Annotated in this window: 18 protein-coding genes; 15 read left to right on the top strand and 3 right to left on the bottom strand. The window is 70.6% G+C overall.

The window, feature by feature from the left end:
* The first annotated feature begins 183 nt into the window (after window positions 1–183).
* The 8 genes from ectA to ehuA all read left to right on the top strand — a co-directional run bounded on the left by ectA (window position 184) and on the right by ehuA (window position 6,386).
* A complete protein-coding gene (gene ectA, locus ABEA10_RS17590; RefSeq protein WP_345464884.1) occupies window positions 184–663 on the top strand; it encodes a diaminobutyrate acetyltransferase in 480 nt (159 codons plus the stop codon).
* A 5-nt stretch (window positions 664–668) separates the two neighbouring features.
* On the top strand, window positions 669–1,916 hold the full coding sequence (gene ectB, locus ABEA10_RS17585) for a diaminobutyrate--2-oxoglutarate transaminase (protein ID WP_345464882.1): 1,248 nt from the start codon (window positions 669–671) through the stop codon (window positions 1,914–1,916).
* 34 nt (window positions 1,917–1,950) lie between these two features.
* On the top strand, window positions 1,951–2,343 hold the full coding sequence (locus ABEA10_RS17580; RefSeq protein WP_329239301.1) for an ectoine synthase: 393 nt from the start codon (window positions 1,951–1,953) through the stop codon (window positions 2,341–2,343).
* Between the two features lies 1 nt (window position 2,344).
* Window positions 2,345–3,253 (top strand): ectoine hydroxylase, encoded by a 909-nt coding sequence (gene thpD / locus ABEA10_RS17575; protein WP_329239299.1) that lies wholly within the window; start codon window positions 2,345–2,347, stop codon window positions 3,251–3,253.
* Between the two features lie 79 nt (window positions 3,254–3,332).
* On the top strand, window positions 3,333–4,220 hold the full coding sequence (ehuB, locus tag ABEA10_RS17570; RefSeq protein ID WP_345464877.1) for an ectoine/hydroxyectoine ABC transporter substrate-binding protein EhuB: 888 nt from the start codon (window positions 3,333–3,335) through the stop codon (window positions 4,218–4,220).
* Window positions 4,221–4,226: 6 nt separating this feature from the next.
* Window positions 4,227–4,928 (top strand): ectoine/hydroxyectoine ABC transporter permease subunit EhuC, encoded by a 702-nt coding sequence (gene ehuC / locus ABEA10_RS17565; protein ID WP_345464875.1) that lies wholly within the window; start codon window positions 4,227–4,229, stop codon window positions 4,926–4,928.
* A complete protein-coding gene (ehuD, locus tag ABEA10_RS17560) occupies window positions 4,925–5,578 on the top strand; it encodes an ectoine/hydroxyectoine ABC transporter permease subunit EhuD (RefSeq protein WP_345464873.1) in 654 nt (217 codons plus the stop codon). Before ehuC ends, ehuD begins: the two co-directional genes overlap by 4 nt.
* Window positions 5,565–6,386, top strand: coding sequence for an ectoine/hydroxyectoine ABC transporter ATP-binding protein EhuA (gene ehuA, locus ABEA10_RS17555; RefSeq protein WP_345464871.1), 822 nt, complete (start codon window positions 5,565–5,567; stop codon window positions 6,384–6,386). The genes ehuD and ehuA overlap by 14 nt, the downstream gene beginning before the upstream one ends.
* 122 nt (window positions 6,387–6,508) lie before the next feature.
* On the opposite strand, the gene ABEA10_RS17550 is transcribed toward ehuA, so the two are convergent.
* Together ABEA10_RS17550 and ABEA10_RS17545 are read right to left on the bottom strand one after the other, a co-directional pair.
* Complete coding sequence (locus tag ABEA10_RS17550) at window positions 6,509–7,681, bottom strand: geranylgeranyl reductase family protein (protein WP_345464869.1); 1,173 nt, start codon at window positions 7,679–7,681, stop codon at window positions 6,509–6,511.
* Window positions 7,682–7,732: 51 nt separating this feature from the next.
* Window positions 7,733–8,158, bottom strand: a complete 426-nt coding sequence (locus tag ABEA10_RS17545) for a hypothetical protein (RefSeq protein WP_345464867.1) — start codon at window positions 8,156–8,158, stop codon at window positions 7,733–7,735.
* Between the two features lie 244 nt (window positions 8,159–8,402).
* Between ABEA10_RS17545 and ABEA10_RS17540 the strand changes: the two genes are divergently transcribed.
* Window positions 8,403–9,047: an MHYT domain-containing protein gene (locus tag ABEA10_RS17540; RefSeq protein WP_345464865.1), complete on the top strand. Its 645-nt coding sequence runs from the start codon at window positions 8,403–8,405 to the stop codon at window positions 9,045–9,047.
* 58 nt (window positions 9,048–9,105) lie between these two features.
* Here ABEA10_RS17540 and ABEA10_RS17535 read toward each other — a convergent pair whose 3' ends face one another.
* The gene (locus ABEA10_RS17535; RefSeq protein WP_345464863.1) at window positions 9,106–9,843 is read right to left on the bottom strand and encodes a GntR family transcriptional regulator; all 738 of its coding nucleotides are present in this window, start codon (window positions 9,841–9,843) and stop codon (window positions 9,106–9,108) included.
* Window positions 9,844–10,019: 176 nt separating this feature from the next.
* On the opposite strand from ABEA10_RS17535, the gene ABEA10_RS17530 reads away from it, so the two are divergent.
* From ABEA10_RS17530 to iolD, 6 genes are all read left to right on the top strand, one after another.
* Window positions 10,020–11,018: a Gfo/Idh/MocA family protein gene (locus ABEA10_RS17530; protein ID WP_345464861.1), complete on the top strand. Its 999-nt coding sequence runs from the start codon at window positions 10,020–10,022 to the stop codon at window positions 11,016–11,018.
* Window positions 11,015–11,866, top strand: a complete 852-nt coding sequence (locus ABEA10_RS17525; RefSeq protein ID WP_345464859.1) for a TIM barrel protein — start codon at window positions 11,015–11,017, stop codon at window positions 11,864–11,866. The genes ABEA10_RS17530 and ABEA10_RS17525 overlap by 4 nt, the downstream gene beginning before the upstream one ends.
* A gap of 72 nt (window positions 11,867–11,938) precedes the next feature.
* The gene (iolC, locus tag ABEA10_RS17520; RefSeq protein ID WP_345464857.1) at window positions 11,939–12,883 is read left to right on the top strand and encodes a 5-dehydro-2-deoxygluconokinase; all 945 of its coding nucleotides are present in this window, start codon (window positions 11,939–11,941) and stop codon (window positions 12,881–12,883) included.
* Between the two features lie 82 nt (window positions 12,884–12,965).
* Window positions 12,966–13,856 (top strand): Cgl0159 family (beta/alpha)8-fold protein, encoded by an 891-nt coding sequence (locus ABEA10_RS17515; protein WP_345465163.1) that lies wholly within the window; start codon window positions 12,966–12,968, stop codon window positions 13,854–13,856.
* The gene (gene iolB / locus ABEA10_RS17510; RefSeq protein WP_345464855.1) at window positions 13,853–14,713 is read left to right on the top strand and encodes a 5-deoxy-glucuronate isomerase; all 861 of its coding nucleotides are present in this window, start codon (window positions 13,853–13,855) and stop codon (window positions 14,711–14,713) included. The genes ABEA10_RS17515 and iolB overlap by 4 nt, the downstream gene beginning before the upstream one ends.
* A gap of 2 nt (window positions 14,714–14,715) precedes the next feature.
* Window positions 14,716–16,575 (top strand): 3D-(3,5/4)-trihydroxycyclohexane-1,2-dione acylhydrolase (decyclizing), encoded by a 1,860-nt coding sequence (gene iolD, locus ABEA10_RS17505; protein ID WP_345464853.1) that lies wholly within the window; start codon window positions 14,716–14,718, stop codon window positions 16,573–16,575.
* The last annotated feature ends 8 nt before the right edge of the window (window positions 16,576–16,583 follow it).

Genomic DNA, 16,583 nt, shown 5'->3' with positions numbered 1-16,583 from the left:
CGCGACCACCGTCCCGGGCCCCGAAAAGCGGAAAACCTGCCTCTCTACCCCCGAATTACGGGGCTCAAACACCGTGATCGAAAAGCGGCCCGAGGCGCGGTTTCGGGTTCGCTAAATTCGTAACCCATGTCGCCAGGACATCCGAGCGCACAGCATTCCCCGACCGCCACCGCTACCGAGATCTTGGAGCCTCCCAGAATCGAAGACGGCCGCCAATTGTGGCGCATCGCCCGTGATTCAAAGACCCTCGACCTCAATTCTCCCTACAGCTACGTGCTCTGGTGCCGTGACTTCGCGGCGACCTCCGTGGTCGCCCGGGTCGACGGCGAGATCCGCGGCTTCGTGACCGGCTTCGACCGCCCCGAGGAGCCCGGGACGCTCTTCGTGTGGCAGGTCGCGGTCGAGGAGGACTGGCGCGGCCGCTCGCTCGCGGGCCGGATGCTCGGCCACCTCGCGGACCGGGGCCACCGGTACGTCGAGGCGACCGTGACCCCGGACAACGTCGCCTCGGATCGCCTCTTCACCGCCTTCGCCCGTGATCGCGGCACCGAACTGCGCCGCACTCCGCTCCTCTCCGAGGACCTGTTCCCCGGCGACCACGAGCCGGAGGAGCTCTACCGCATCGGCCCACTGGACGTACCAGCCACGTCAGGAGACAGGTGAGACGCATGGACGTGTTCGAGTCGCACGAGTCCGAGGTCCGCAGCTACTGCCGGGGATGGCCCGCGGTCTTCCAGAAGGCCTCCGGCAGCCGCCTGTACGACGAGGAGGACAACGCCTTTCTCGACTTCTTCGCCGGAGCGGGCACCCTCAACTACGGCCACAATCATCCGCTGCTGAAGGAGAAGCTCCTCGCTTACCTGGCGGACGACAACATTGTGCACAGCCTCGACATGTACACCGTCGCGAAGCGGCGCTTCCTCGAGACCTTCCACGAGGTCGTGCTGGCGCCGCGCGGTCTCGACTACCGGGTCCAGTTCCCCGGCCCGGCGGGTACGACCGCGGTCGAGGCGGCGTTGAAGCTCGCCCGCAAGTACACCGGCCGGGAGACGATCGTCAGCTTCACCAACGCCTTCCACGGCATGTCGCTCGGTGCGCTCGCCGTCACCGGCAACGGCATGAAGCGCGGCGGCGCCGGGATCCCGCTGGGCCACGCCGTGCCCATGCCGTTCGACAACTACCTCGACGGGCGGACGCCGGACTTCCTGCTGTTCGAGCGGCTCCTGGACGACAGCGGCAGCGGCCTGGACGCCCCGGCCGCGGTCATCGTGGAGACGGTCCAGGGCGAGGGCGGCCTGAACGCCGCCACCCCCGAATGGCTCCGCGGCCTGGCCGACGTGTGCCGGCGCCACGAGATGCTGCTCATCGTCGACGACGTCCAGATGGGCTGCGGGCGCACGGGACCGTTCTTCAGCTTCGAGCAGGCCGGCATCGTGCCCGACATCGTCTGCCTGTCCAAGTCGCTGAGCGGGTACGGCCTGCCGTTCGCCGTGACGCTGCTCAAGCCGGAACTCGACGTCTGGGAGCCAGGTGAGCACAATGGAACGTTCCGCGGGCCGAACCCGGCGTTCGTGACCGCCACGGCCGCGCTGGAGTTCTGGAACGGCGAGGGGATGGAGAAGGAGACCCTCGCCAAGAGCGAGCAGGTCGAGCAGGGCCTCGGCCGGATCGCCGCGACCCACCCCGAGGCGATCAGCGGGGTCCGCGGGCGCGGCCTCGCCCAGGGACTGGCCTTCACCGACCCCGCGGCGGCGACGAAGGTCTGCGCCCAGGCGTTCGACCGCCGCCTGCTGATGGAGACCTCCGGGCCGGAGAGCGAGGTCGTCAAGCTCCTGCCGCCCCTCACCACCACCCCCGACGAGCTCGACGAAGGGCTCGACATCATCGCGGCCTCCGTGGACGCGGTGCTCGCCTGACCAGGAAAGACAAGGCACAACGAAGGGAGACATCTTGATCGTACGCTCGCTGAAGGAGATCAGCGGCACCGAGCGCGACGTGGAGGCACCCACCTGGCGGAGCCGCCGCTTCGTGCTGGCGAGCGAGAAGGTCGGCTTCTCGATGCACGAGACCGTCATGTACGCCGGCACCGAGACGCACATGTGGTACGCCAACCACATCGAAGCGGTCTACGTCATCGAGGGCGAGGGCGAGCTCGTCAACGATGACACCGGCGAGAAGCACCGCCTCGAGCCCGGCACGCTCTATCTCCTCGACGGCCACGAGCACCACACCGTGCGCCCCCAGACCGACCTGCGGACCGTCTGCGTCTTCAATCCACCGTGCACCGGACGGGAGGTGCACGACGAGAACGGCGTCTATCCACTGATCACCGAGGAGGCCTGACATGATCGAGCACCCGAACCCCGGACCCAACGACCTCTACCCCACCCGTAAGGCCGGCGAGCCCGCCCTGCTCTACCGCACCGACCCCGTGGTGTACGGCGGCCCGGACGACGGGCCCATCGACCCGGAGACCCTGGCCTCGTTCGACGAGAAGGGTTTCCTGACGGTCGACGAGCTGCTCGTCCCCGAAGAGATCGAACGCTACCGCGCCGAGCTGCGCCGGCTGGCCGAGGACCAGGCCGTGCTGCGCGACGAGCGGACGGTCACCGAGCGCGGCTCCGACGAGATCCGGTCCGTCTTCGAGGTGCACAAGGTCAGCGAGGTGTTCGCCGAGCTGGTGACCGACCCGCGCGTGGTCGGCCGGGCCCGCCAGATCCTGGGCTCCGACGTGTACGTGCACCAGAGCCGCGTCAACTACAAGCCGGGGTTCAAGGGCAAGGACTTCTACTGGCACTCGGACTTCGAGACCTGGCACGCCGAAGACGGAATGCCGCGTATGCGCGCTGTAAGCATTTCCATCGCGCTCACCGAGAATTTCGTCCACAATGGTGGCTTGATGATCATGCCGGGATCGCATCGGACATTCGTCTCGTGTGTGGGCGAAACCCCCGACGATCACTACAAAGAGTCGCTGCGCGGTCAGGAGATCGGTACCCCCGACCCCGACAGCCTGTCCATCCTGGCCAACAAGCACGGCATCGATCTGTTCACCGGGCCCGCGGGCTCGGCGACGATGTTCGACTGCAATTGCATGCACGGTTCGAACGGCAACATCACACCGTTCCCGCGGTCGAACGTCTTCATCGTCTTCAACAGCGTCGAGAACACCTGTGAGGAGCCTTTCGCCGCACCGTCCCGACGACCCGAGTTCATCGCCTCCCGAGACTTCACCCCGGTAGGCGGCAGATAACCCCCCCGAGCCTTCGGCGGTGGCCACCCCGGATATCTCCGGGGTGGCCACCGCCGGGCTCTCGGACCTTGGAGACCCCATGACCTCATCACGACGTGACTTCCTCCGTACCGCGGCCGTGCTGGCCGGCGCCGTGCCTCTCGCGGCGGCGTGCTCGACCACCGACCCGGCCAAGGAGCGGTCCGGCGGTGGCACCCTGGATCGCATCAAGCAGCAGGGCTATATCCAGGTGGGCTTCGCCAACGAGTCGCCGTATGACTACATGGACAAGAGCGGCAAGCTGACCGGTGAGGCGCCGGAGCTGGCTCGGGTGATCTTCAAGGAACTCGGCGTCAATGAGGTGCGGGGCGTCCAGGTCGACTTCGGTGGGCTCATCGGCGGTCTGCAGGCGCGCCGGTTCGACACCATCGCCGCCGGCATGTCCATCACCCCGGAGCGCTGCGCCCAGGTCGCCTTCGCCGACCCGGACTTCGTCGGGACGACCGCGTTCATGGTGCACAAGGGGAACCCGAAGGGCATCAAGAAGTTCGAGGACGTCGCCAAGCAGAACATCAAGCTCGGCGTGCTCACCGGCGCGGTCGAGGAGGGCTACGCGTCCAAGCTCGGCGTGAAGAAGGGCAACATCAAGACCTTCGCCGACCAGCCCAGCGCGTACGAGGCTCTCAAGGCCGGGCGCATCGAGGCGATCGCCCTGACCCGCATCTCGCTCGCCGACACGCTGTCCAAGCACCCGGGCGCACCGTACGAGATCACCGAGGCGTTCGTGCCGGTGATCGACGGCAAGGAGCAGATCGGCGGCGGCGGCTTCGCGTTCCGCAAGGCGGACACGGATCTGGTCAACGCCTTCAACGGCAAGCTCGCGGAGCTCAAGCAGAACAACCGGCTTCTGCCGATCATCAAGCCGTTCGGCTTCACCCAGGCCGAGCTGCCCGGCAGCCACACCGCCGCCGAGCTCTGCAAGGGCTGATCCGGGGTGTCGGACGTCCTCAGCAGCTACCCGCTGCTGCTCCGGGGCGCGTGGGTCACCATTCAGCTCACCGTGTACGGCAGCGCGCTCGCGCTCGTGCTCGCCTTCGTCTTCGGGCTCATGGGCGGCGCCAGGTCGGTGTGGGTGCGGGCGGTCGGCCGGGTCTACGTGGAGTTCTTCCGCGGCACCGCGACGCTGGTGCTCATGTACTGGCTGTTCTACGCGCTGCCGCTGGTCGGCTTCAGGTTCGCACCGATGTTCGCGGCCGTGCTCGCGCTCGGCCTCAACGTCGGCGCGTACGGCGCCGAGGTCGTGCGCGGCGCGGTGAAGGCGGTGCCGAAGGCGCAGTACGAGGCCACGGTCGCACTCAACATGCGGCCGTGGCAACGCCTGCGGCGGGTCCTGCTGCCGCAGGCGATCGCGCTGATGCTGCCGCCGTTCGGCAACCTGCTGATCGAGCTGATGAAGGGCAGCGCCGTCGTGTCGCTGATCTCCATCGCCGACCTGATGCTCCGGGCACAGCAGCTGCGCCAGTCCACCGGCCAGACCACCTCGGCCTTCCTGGTGATCCTGGTGATGTACTTCGTGATCGCCCAGGTGCTCCAGCTGCTCGTGCGTTACCTCGAGCGCCGCGCCGACATCATGCTCGGGCGGCGGCCGGGACGCGCGACGCGCTCGGCCCTCGAGACCCTGGAGGCGGCCAAGTGATCTGGGACTGGCACTTCGCCGGGAAGATCCTTCCGGACCTGCTGCGCGGGCTGGTCGTCACGATCGAGGCGACGCTGCTCGGCTACGCCGTCGCGCTGGTCCTCGGCCTGCTGTGGGCCGTGCTGCGCCGCTCGCCCAGCCGGATTCTCAACCAGGTGGTCCGCTGGGTGGTGGAGTTCATCCGCAGCACGCCGCTGCTGGTGCAGCTGTTCTTCCTGTTCTTCGCGCTGCCCTCGATCGGCCTGACGTTCAGCGCATTGGTCACGGGCGTGATCGGCCTCGGCGTGCACTACTCCTCCTACACCTCGGAGGTGTACCGGGCCGGCATCGCGGACGTGCCCGTCGGCCAGTGGGAGGCCACGACCGCCCTCAACCTGCCGCGCCGGCGGGTCTGGTTCGGCGTCGTCCTCCCGCAGGCCGTGCGCAAGGTCATCCCGACCCTGGGCAACTACCTCATCGCGATGTTCAAGGACTCGCCGCTGCTGCTGGCGATCACCGTGCCCGAGATGCTGCACAGCGCGTACGAAGTGGGCGCCAAGTCGCTGCGCTTCCTGGAGCCGATGACGATCGTCGGCGTGCTGTTCGTCATCGTCAGCGTCCTGTCCTCCCTCCTCCTGCGACGCCTGGAGTTCCGCTATGGCAACAACTGACCCCGCAGCCGAGGCCCTGCCACCGTCGGAGGACAGCGCCGACGGCATCCGGTTCGAGGGCGTCGTGAAGCGCTTCGGCGACAACGTGGTCCTGCGCGAGCTGGACTTCTCCGTCGCCCCCGGCGAGCGCGTCACCCTCATCGGGCCGAGCGGTTCGGGCAAGACCACGATCCTGCGGCTGCTCATGACGCTGGAGAAGGTGGACGACGGCGTCATCTGGGTGAACGGCCGCCCGCTGTCGCACATGAAGCGGGGACTGCGCCTCGTGCCCGCGGACGAGAAGTACCTGCACCGGGTGCGCAACGACATCGGGATGGTGTTCCAGCAGTTCAACCTGTTCCCGAACATGTCGGTGCTGCGCAACGTCACCGAGGCGCCGGTGCACGTCCTGAAGCTGTCCCGCGACGAGGCGAACGAGCGGGCCCGTGAGCTGCTGGACCTGGTCGGCCTGGCCGACAAGGCCGACGCTCATCCCGCCCAGCTGTCGGGTGGCCAGCAGCAGCGCGTCGCGATCGCCCGGGCCCTCGCGATGCAGCCGAAGATCCTGCTGCTGGACGAGGTCACCTCGGCGCTCGACCCCGAACTCGTGGCGGGCGTGCTCGACGTGCTGCGCAACATCGCGAACGAAACCGACATCACGATGCTCTGCGTGACCCACGAGATGGGCTTCGCACGTGATGTCTCCGACCGCGTGCTGATGTTCGACAAGGGACAGATCGTCGAGGAGGGCTCGCCGGAGAAGATCTTCAGCGAGCCGGAGAACCAGCGCACGCAGGACTTCCTGCACGCCGTCCTCGACCAGCACTGATTCGACCAGCGGCCGGTTCCCGCGAGGGAGCGCCGCGAAGACCGCCGGGACACCGACAGGCTCCCGGCGGTCTCTCATTCCCAGGGGCCTGCCGCGCGGTGTCGTCGGCCACGGGTGGGGGTTTACCGCGCCGGAACCTGGCCGCCGGCCAGGAGACGCAGTGCCAGCCGTGCCGACCGGTGGCGTGCGATCCTGGCGAGCGTCGTCTCGCCGAGGGTGATGCGGCAGAACAGGCGCCAACCCCACGGGGTGCGGGTCAGCAGCCGGTGCATCACCCGCGGGCGGCGTTCGAAGGCCGTCAGGAACAGGACCCCGGCCCGCATCTCGCGCGCCAGCGACGAGTCGATCCGCGCCGCGTACGCCTCCTGCGCGTCGGTGAGCTCTCCGCGCGCCGCCCGCGCCGCGGTGCCGCCCGCCATGGCCCCCGACCTGACGGCGAAGGAGATGCCCTCACGGGTCCAGGGTTCGAGCAGGCCGGCGGCGTCGCCGCAGAGCAGGACCCGTCCGCGGCCCAGCGGCGATCCGTGGGTGCGGCAGCGTGTCAGGTGGCCGGACTCGCGGAGGACCTTCTGCTCCCGCAGCCCCTGCTCGCGCAGGAACGCCTTGAGGTAGGCGCGCGTCTGGTCGGGCGTGCCCTTGCGGGCGATGACCCCGACCGTGAGGCGCTCGCCCTTGGGGAACACCCACGCGTACGATCCGGGAATCGGCCCCCAGTCGATGTGGATCCGCCCCCGCCACGCGTCGCTCACGCCCGCCGCGTCGAGCTCGACCTCCAGGCCGAGGTCGACCTGGCCGAGCTCCACGCCGACGTGCCGGGCCGTACGGCTGGCGCTGCCGTCCGCGCCGACGACGTAACGCGCGCGCACCGGCCCCTCGCTCGTGGCCAGCTCCACCACGCCGTCCGCCTCGGTGATCGAGGAGACCGTCACCCCGTGCCGTACCGCCGCGCCCCCGGCGACGGCTCTGGTGAGGAGGGCGTGGTCGAAGTCGGCGCGGTCGGTGAGCGACAGGATGCGCGTGGGCGAGCTGCGGTGCCGGACGTCCTTCCCGCGGTCGCTGAAGGTCGCCGCCACGATCTCCTGCCGCACCGGGACGTCCAGACCGGCGGGCAGCGAGTCGAGCGTGACGCCGATGAGCCCTCCGCCGCAGGTCTTGTAGCGGGGGAACGACGAGCGGTCGAGAACCAGGGTGTTCGCACCGGCTTCGGCGGCCGCGAGCGCCGCGCTGCTGCCGGCCGGCCCCGCGCCGACGATGACGACGTCGTACGGCTCTGGTGTCTGGATGCCCCCTGCCACGCCGTCACCCTATCGAGCACACGAGCACCGCCCGTACGCGTTCGCCCGGCGTCAGACTCCGGTCAGGGAGACCAGACGCCACGACGTTCCGCCGTGGTCGACGGTGCAGGTGTACGGCGCCGGCGGACGGCCGGCGACGAGTGCCGTCCCGGTGACGGTGTGCCGGACCGATGACAGGTCGCGGACCTTCTCCCCGGAGAAGCGCACGTCCGTGCCGGGCACGTGGCCCTTGACGAAGCGTTCGCAGACGAGTCTCGCCTCGCCGTGGTGGTCCTGTCCGGACGTGAGGATCATGATGAGGCCCGCCGCGACGAAGACGGCGACGAGGCAGGCGACGAGCCACGGCCGTCGCTCACCGGGCACGCCCGGCGAATGCCCGGCCGGATCGTCGCCGGGCGTTTCCGGGAAGTGTTCGCCCGGATCGTCACCGGAGAATTCGGGAGAGCGTCTCACCGGGTCGTCGCCGGGCTCGAGCACGTGGTCACCACCGCGAAGAATCGGGCCGGCGGGTGCCGGCCAGGCGCCGAGACTATTCCCCGTCCGCAGGCCGCCGCCAGGACGCGATGACTTCACGGCGGGAAACCTTCTGAGTCAACCTTCGATCACGGAGAGTGATCCATTATGGACGCGCGAATTTATTGTTTAGAACCCTTGAATTAGTTAATCCGTGAGGCCATTCTGGCACGCACTACGGGAGAGCTCGCGCTGGGGGAAAATGGTCGTGGCTCATTTGAATCATTTCGCGCTGGGTTGGTTCACGCCTGTTCTGGCCTATGTCGTGTCGGTCACCGGGTCACTGCTCGGCCTGTTGTGCACCGTACGGGCACAGCAGTTTCGCCGTTCGGGGCGGCATGTCCGCTGGCTGTTGATCGCCGCGGTCGCGATCGGCGGCACGGGAATCTGGCTCATGCACTTTTCCGCGATGCTCGGCTTCGGCGTCACCGGCTCCACCGTGCGGTACGGGATCGGTTTTACGCTCGCCAGTGCCATTCTGGCAATGGTCGTGGTCGCCTGTGGTCTGTTCATCGTGGGGTACGGCGAACCGTCCGCGCCGAAGATGGCCGCGGGCGGGATCTTCACCGGGCTCGGCATCGCCGGCATGCACTACACGGCCATGGCGGCGCTGCGCGTGCGCCTGGACCCGAGCCCGACCGTCGTGCACGGCATCGATCCGGTGCGCTTCATGGTTCCGGTCGTCGTCGTCGCGTTCATCGTCTTGACGGTCCTGCTGCTGGCCGTCATCACCGGTCCCACCGCCGAGGACGTCGAGATCCGGAGCCGGCTGTTCGAGCGCCCGCCGACGCCGCCGGCCTTCATCGACCACGCGCCGCGGGCGAGCGGCGGCCAGCACCGAGCCCGACCGTAGCGGCCCGACGCCCTCCCCGCGCGGCCGCTCGCCACGAACGCCGCCCCCGGCGCGGGCGTCAGCGTTCGACGAGGGTGAGGGTGAAGGAGTAGCGGCTCGCGCGGTACACGTGCGTGGCGTACTCGATGGCGCGGCCCTTGTCGTCGAAGGCCGTGCGGGTCATGGTGAGCAGCGGCACGCCGCGGCGCTCGTCCAGCAGCATGGCCTCCGCCGTGGTCGCGGCCCGCGCGCCGATGGTCTGGTTCGCGATCCGCAGGTTGACCCCGGCCGCGCGCAGGATCTCATACAGCCCGTGGCGTTCGAGCCGCTCGGCGGTCAGCTCGACGATGTCGAGGGGCAGGTGGTTGGTCAGCAGGGCCAGCGGCTCGCTGTCGGTCAGCCGCAGCCGCCGCAGGCGGACGACGGGCGTGCCGAGGGACACGCCGAGGTCCTTGGCGACCTCGTCGCCGGCCGGCACGGTGGCCAGTTCGAGCACCTTCGTGCGCGGGGAGCGCTGGGCGGCGGCCAGGTCGTCGTACAGGCTGGTGAGCTCGATGGGGCGTTTGACCTGCGCCTGGACGACCTGGGTGCCGACGCCGCGCTTGCGCACCAGCAGGCCCTTGTCGACCAGGTGCTGGATCGCCTGGCGGACCGTCGGCCGGGAGAGGCCGCACCGGTCGGCGAGCTCGATCTCGTTCTCCAGGCGTGATCCGGGAGCGAGCGTCCCCGCCACGATCGCGGCCTCCAACTGCTCCGCCAGCTGGAAGTAGAGCGGGACCGGGCTGTTCCGGTCGACGGTCAGTGGTGGTCGCTGCACCTCGGATCCTCAGGGTCGGAATGTCGAGATCTTAGCGCCGCTCTCCCCAACTTAGGTATTACCTCTTAATGTCATGACAAATCGTTGACATGGCCGGAGATCCGGCAGCAGACTCGGGAACACCGAGTTAACCCGCTCGTAACGCGGCTCGCACACGTTCTACCACGGAGGACCCTATGAGAATCGGGCTCGCCGGAGCCGGGCGCATCGGGGCCCGGCACGCCGAAACCCTGGGCGGTCTGCCAGAAGTCGAGTCGGTCCTGATCGCTGATGTCGATGCCGACAGGGCGAGGGCGCTCGCCCGCAAGCACGGGGCGCGGGCGGCGGACTCGGTCGGCGACCTGTTCTCCTCCGGCCTCGACGCGATCGTCGTGGCGGCCGCGACCGACGCCCACGCGGACCTCGTGACGCGCGCGGCCGATGCCGGCATCCCGGTTTTCTGCGAAAAGCCCGTCGCGCCGGACATCGTTGGAACGCTCCAAGTCATGGAGGCCGTCCGGCGGTCCGGCTGCCAGGTCCAGATGGGGTTCCAGCGTCGTTTCGACGCCGGCCACGTCGCCGTGCGCGACGCGGTGGCGGCCGGACGGCTCGGCTGGCTGCACACCGTACGGTCCTGCACGCTCGACCCGGCGCCGCCGCCCCCCGGCTACATCCCGGTCTCCGGCGGCATCTTCCGCGACTGCGCGGTCCACGACATCGACGGCGTCCGCTTCGTCACCGGCCGCGAGGTCGTCCAGGTCGTGGCGGTCGGCGCGAACAAGGGCGAGGACTACTTCGCCGAGAGCGGCGACGTGGACACCGGCGCCGCCCTGCTCACCCTGGACGACGGCACCATCGCGATCATCAGCGAGACCCGCTACAACGCGGCCGGCTACGACGTGCGGCTGGAGGCGCTGGGAGCCAAGGACAGCCTGGTCGCCGGCCTGAACGAGCACACGCCGCTCGCGACCGCCGACGGGGACCTCCTGCACGCCGGCGCGCCCTGCACCGGATTCCTCGACCGGTTCGGCCCGGCGTACACCGCCGAGATGCGGGCGTTCCTGCGGGTCGTCGCCGGCGAGGCCGAGAGCCCCTGCCCGCCGGACGAGGCGCTGGAGGCGTTCTACGTCGCCGAGGCGTGCGAGCGGTCCCGGCGGGAGGCGCGCGCCGTGCCGGTCGAGGAGGTCCGCGCATGAGGATCGCCGGTGCGCCGATCTCCTGGGGCGTGTGCGAGGTGCCGGGCTGGGGTCACCAGATGGCGCCCGGCCGCGTGCTGGCCGAGATGCGGGACGCCGGGCTGGCCGCGACGGAGTTCGGCCCGGACGGGTTCCTGCCGGCCGAGCCGGGCGAGCGGTCCGCGCTGCTGGCGGAGTACGGGCTCGGCGCGGTCGGCGGCTTCGTCCCGGTCGTGCTCCACGACGCCGGCCACGACCCGCTTCCGGACGTCGAGCGCGCGCTCGCCGGTTTCGGCGACGCCCGCACGCTCGTGCTGGCCGCCGCGACCGGCCTGGACGGCTACGACGAACGGCCCGCCCTGACCGACGACGACTGGCGGATCCTCCTGACCAACCTCGACCGGGTCGCCGACCACGCCGCGGGCCGCGGCCTGCTGGCTACACTGCACCCGCACGTCGGCACGGTCGTCGAGGGCCCCGCCGAGGTCGACCGCGTACTGGCCGGGTCGCGGATCGCGCTCTGCCTCGACACCGGCCACCTGCTCATCGGCGGCACCGACCCGCTCGCGCTGGCCCGCGCCGCGTCCGGCCGGATCGCCCACGTTCACCTGAAGGACGTGGACGCCCGGCTGGCCGCACGGGTGCGCGCCGGAGAGCTCCTCTACACCGACGCCGTACGGCAGGGGATCTACCGGCCCCTCGGCAAGGGGGACATCGACATCCCCGGAATCGTCGACGCCCTCACCGCCGCGGGCTATGGCGGTTGGTATGTCATGGAACAGGACACGATCCTGACCGCCGAGCCGCCTCCCGGCACGGGCCCGGTCGACGACGTACGGACGAGCGTGGCGTTCATGGAGACCACATGACGGAGCGGAGCGAATCGAAGCGAGTCGGCGGGCACGGTCCCGGTGGTCGCCGACTCCGGCGGAGGAGCAGCCATGGGCTTTGACCTGATCACCATGGGGCGGGTGAGCGTCGACGTCTACCCGCTCCAGGTCGGCGTACGGCTGGAGGACGTCGAGACCTTCGGCAAATACCTCGGCGGCAGCTCGACCAATGTGGCGGTCGCCGCAGCCCGTCACGGGCGGAAGACCGCGGTGATCACACGGACCGGCGACGACCCGTTCGGGCGCTTCATCCACCGGGCGCTGCGCGGGTACGGCGTGGACGACCGCTTCGTGACGCCGGTGCGCGAACTGCCCACGCCGGTGGTGTTCTGTGAAATCTTCCCCCCCGATGACTTCCCGCTGTACTTCTACCGCTATCCCAAGGCGCCCGACATGGAGATCCGCGCGGACGAGCTCGACCTCGACGCCATCCGCGCGGCGACGATCTTCTGGGCGACGGTGACGGGTCTGTCCGACGAGCCGAGCCGTACGGCGACGCTCACCGGTCTGGAGGCGCACGCGGGGACCACGGTGCTCGACCTGGACTACCGGCCGATGCTCTGGCCGTCGCCGGAGGAGGCGCGGCACTGGGTGGACAAGGCCCTCGACCACGTCACCGTCGTGGTCGGCAACCAGGAGGAGTGCGCCGTGGCGGTGGGCGAGAGCGACCCGCGCCGCGCCGCCGCCGCGCTGCGGGAGCGCGGCGTGCGGCTGGCGATCGTCAAGCAGGGCCCCAAGGGCGTCCTGGCCGCCGACGACGACGGCGTGGTCGAGGCGCCGCCCGTCGCGGTCGACGTCGTCAACGGGCTCGGCGCGGGCGACGCGTTCGGCGGCGCTCTCTGCCACGGCCTGCTGGCCGGCTGGGACGCCGGCCGGATCATCCGGTTCGCGAACGCGGCCGGCGCGATCGTCGCCTCGCGGATCGCCTGCTCGGAGGCGATGCCCACCACCGCCGAGGTCGAAGAACTGCTCTCCCAGCGAACGGAGGCCCCGTGAGCGAGCGCAGCCAGCGGACCGGACAACACGTGTGCCCGGTCACTCTCCCGACGAAGGAGGGCCCGTGAACGAGGGAACCGACATGCACTGCGGCGAGTTCGCGGAACGGATCGGCGCGCTGACCGAGATCCGCGCGCACCGTCCGCAGGCCGTCGCCGAGGCGGCGGCCACCCGGAAACGACGGCCGTCGCTGCTCGGCCCGGCCGGCAGGCTCATGATCGTCGCGGCGGACCATCCGGCGCGTGGCGCCTTCGCCGCCGGCGACCGGCCGCTGGCCATGGCCGACCGCGCCGAGCTGCTGCGCCGGCTGTGCGTGGCGCTGGGGCGGCCCGGCGTCGACGGCGTGCTGGGCACGCCCGACGTGATCGAGGACCTGCTGCTCCTCGGCGTCCTGGACGACAAGGTCGTCATCGGCTCGATGAACCGCGGCGGGCTGGCCGGGGCGTCGTTCGAGATCGACGACCGGTTCACCGCCTACGACGTGCCGGCCATCGCCGAACGGGGACTGGACGGCGGCAAGATGCTGCTGCGGATCGACGACGACGATCCGGCGACCGCCCGCACGCTGGAGTCGTGCGCGCACGCGGTGACCGGTCTGGCCCGGCACGGGCTCATGGCGATGGTCGAACCGTTCATCTCCCGGCGCGAGGGCGGCCGGGTGCGCAACGTGCTCACCCCGGAGGCCATGACGCGGGCCGTCGCGATCGCCTCGGGGCTGGGCGCGACCTCGGCCCACACCTGGCTGAAGGTGCCGGTCGTGGACGAGATGGAGCGCGTGATGGCGGCCTCGACGCTGCCGGCGCTGCTGCTCGGCGGTGAGGTCACCGACGACCGGGACGCCGCCCTGGCGACCTGGCGCAAGGCCCTGGCGCTGCCCGGTGTGATGGGCATCGTGGCCGGCCGCACTCTGCTGTATCCGCCCGGAGACGACGTCGCGGCCGCAGTGGACGCGGCGGTGGAGGTCATGCCGTGACGAAGTACTACCTGCCCCAGGGAAGCACGGCGTCCGCGCCGTACGGTCTGGTCGTCACGCCGGAGACGGCGGGCTGGACCTTTTCCGGGCTGCGGACGCTGGAGATCGACGGCGAGCACGTGTTCGAGACGGGGGAGGAGGAGATGCTCGTGCTGCCGCTGAACGGCGGCTGCACGGTCGAGTGCGACGGCGTGACGTTCGAGGTCGCCGGGCGCGAGGACGTCTTCTCCCGCGTCACCGACTTCGTGTACGTGCCGCGCGAGGCCACCGTGCGCGTACGGGGGAGCGGGCGGTTCGCGCTGCCGTCGGCGCGGTGCGAACGGCGCCTGACCGCCCGGTACGTCCCGGCCGAGGACGTCCCGGTGGAGCTGCGGGGCGCGGGCGTCGCCAGCCGCCAGGTGAACAACTTCTGCACCCCGGAGGCCTTCCCGTACGCGGACAAGCTGATCGCCTGCGAGGTGATCACGCCGGGCGGCTGCTGGTCCTCCTACCCGCCGCACAAGCACGACGAGGCGCGCGAGGGCGAGTGCGAGCTGGAGGAGATCTACTACTTCGAGGTGGCCGGCGGCGGCATGGCCTACCAGCGGGTGTACGGCACCGAGGACCGGCCGATCGACGTGCTGGCCGAGGTGCGCACCGGAGACGTCGTGGTCATCCCGCACGGCTGGCACGGCCCGTCGATGGCCACACCGGGGTACGACCTGTACTACCTGAACGTCATGGCCGGTCCGGGAGCGGAGCGGCAGTGGCTGATCTGCGACGATCCCGCGCACGCGTGGATCCGTGAGACCTGGGCGGGGCAGGAACCCGACCCCCGCCTTCCCCTGACCTCGGCGGCCCCGGCGAAGGGCGAGTGACGATGAGGCTCACCACCGGACAGGCGATCGTCCGTTTCCTGGCGAACCAGTGGACCGAGCGCGACGGCGTACGGCAGCGGTTCTTCGCCGGCTGCTTCGGCATCTTCGGCCACGGCAACGTCGCGGGCATCGGCGAGGCGCTGCTGGAGTACGGCAAGGACCTGCCCTACTACCAGGCGCGCAACGAGCAGGCGATGGTGCACACGGCCGTCGGCTTCGCGCGGGCGCACGACCGGCTGCGCGCGTTCGCGTGCACCAGCTCGATCGGGCCGGGCGCGACCAACATGGTGACCGGCGCCGCGCTGGCGACGATCAACCGGATCCCGGTACTGCTCCTGCCCGGCGACGTCTTCGCCACCCGCGTCGCCAATCCCGTGCTCCAGGAGCTGGAGGACCCGCGCTCGTACGACGTGTCGGTCAACGACGCGTTCAAGCCGGTGTCACGGTTCTGGGACCGGATCAACCGGCCCGAGCAGCTCCCGTCGGCGCTGCTGGCCGCGATGCGCGTGCTGACCGACCCGGCCGAGACGGGCGCGGTGACCCTGGCGCTGCCGCAGGACGTGCAGGCCGAGGCGTACGACTGGCCCGAGGAGCTGTTCGCCGAGCGGGTCTGGCACGTGGCCCGGCCCGTGCCCGAGCCCGCCGCGCTCGCGCGGGCGGCCGAGCTGATCCGCGGCGCCGAGCGGCCGCTGATCGTGGCGGGCGGCGGAGTGATCTACTCCCGCGCCACGGAGGAGCTGCGCGCCTTCGCCGAGGCGACCGGCGTCCCGGTGGGGGAGACCCAGGCCGGCAAGGGCTCGCTGCGGTGGGACCACCCGCAGGCGGCCGGCGCGATCGGCGCCACCGGCACCACCGCGGCGAACGCCCTGGCCCGCGAGGCCGACGTGGTCATCGGCGTCGGCACCCGCTACAGCGACTTCACGACGGCCTCGCGCAGCCTCTTCGGGCGGGCCCGGTTCGTCAACCTCAACGTGGCCGCGTTCGACGCGGCCAAGCACGCCGGCACCTCACTGGTCGCCGACGCGGCGGCCGGCCTGGCGGCGCTGCGCGGCGCGCTGGAGGGCTGGTCGGTGCCCGAGGCGTACCGGGAGGAGACCCGCGAGCGCGTCGCCCGCTGGAACGCCGTCGTGGACGAGGCCTTCCGCCCGTCGGAGAACGGCCTGCCCGCCCAGTCGGAGGTGCTCGGCCTCGTGGGCGAGGCGGCGCGGGATCGCGACGTCGTGGTGTGCGCCGCGGGTTCGATGCCCGGTGACCTGCACAAACTGTGGCGGCCTCGGGACCCGAAGGGATACCACGTCGAGTACGGCTACTCGTGCATGGGGTACGAGATCGCCGGCGGCCTGGGCGTGAAGATGGCCCTCGACGAGGGCGGCGGCACCGGCCGCGAGGTGTTCGTCATGATCGGTGACGGGTCGTACCTGATGATGTCCAGCGAGCTGGTCACGGCCGTGCAGGAGGGCGTCAAGCTCATCGTCGTCCTCGTGCAGAACCACGGCTTCGCCTCGATCGGCAACCTGTCGGAGTCGGTCGGCGCGCAGCGGTTCGGCACCCGTTACCGCTACCGCACCCCCTCGGGCCTGAACGGCGAGGTGCTCCCCGTCGACCTCGCCGCCAACGCCGCGAGCCTCGGCGCGCGGGTGTTCACCGCGCGCACCGCCCCGGAGCTGCGCGACGCCCTCGCCCGGGCCCGCGAGGAGTCCGGCACGACGGTCGTACACGTCGAGACCGACCCGCTGCGCCCGGCCCCGGACGGCGAGGCCTGGTGGGACGTCCCGGTCGCCGAGGTCTCGAGCCTGGACACCGTACGCGAGGCCCGCGCCCGTTATGAGAAGGACAAGCAGGAACAGCGTCCTTATCTCTAGTCTCCGGA

Origin of the sequence: Actinoallomurus oryzae (assembly GCF_039541955.1) — a bacterium.
Lineage (GTDB): Bacteria > Actinomycetota > Actinomycetes > Streptosporangiales > Streptosporangiaceae > Actinoallomurus > Actinoallomurus oryzae.
This window is presented reverse-complemented; position numbering and strand designations above follow the sequence as displayed.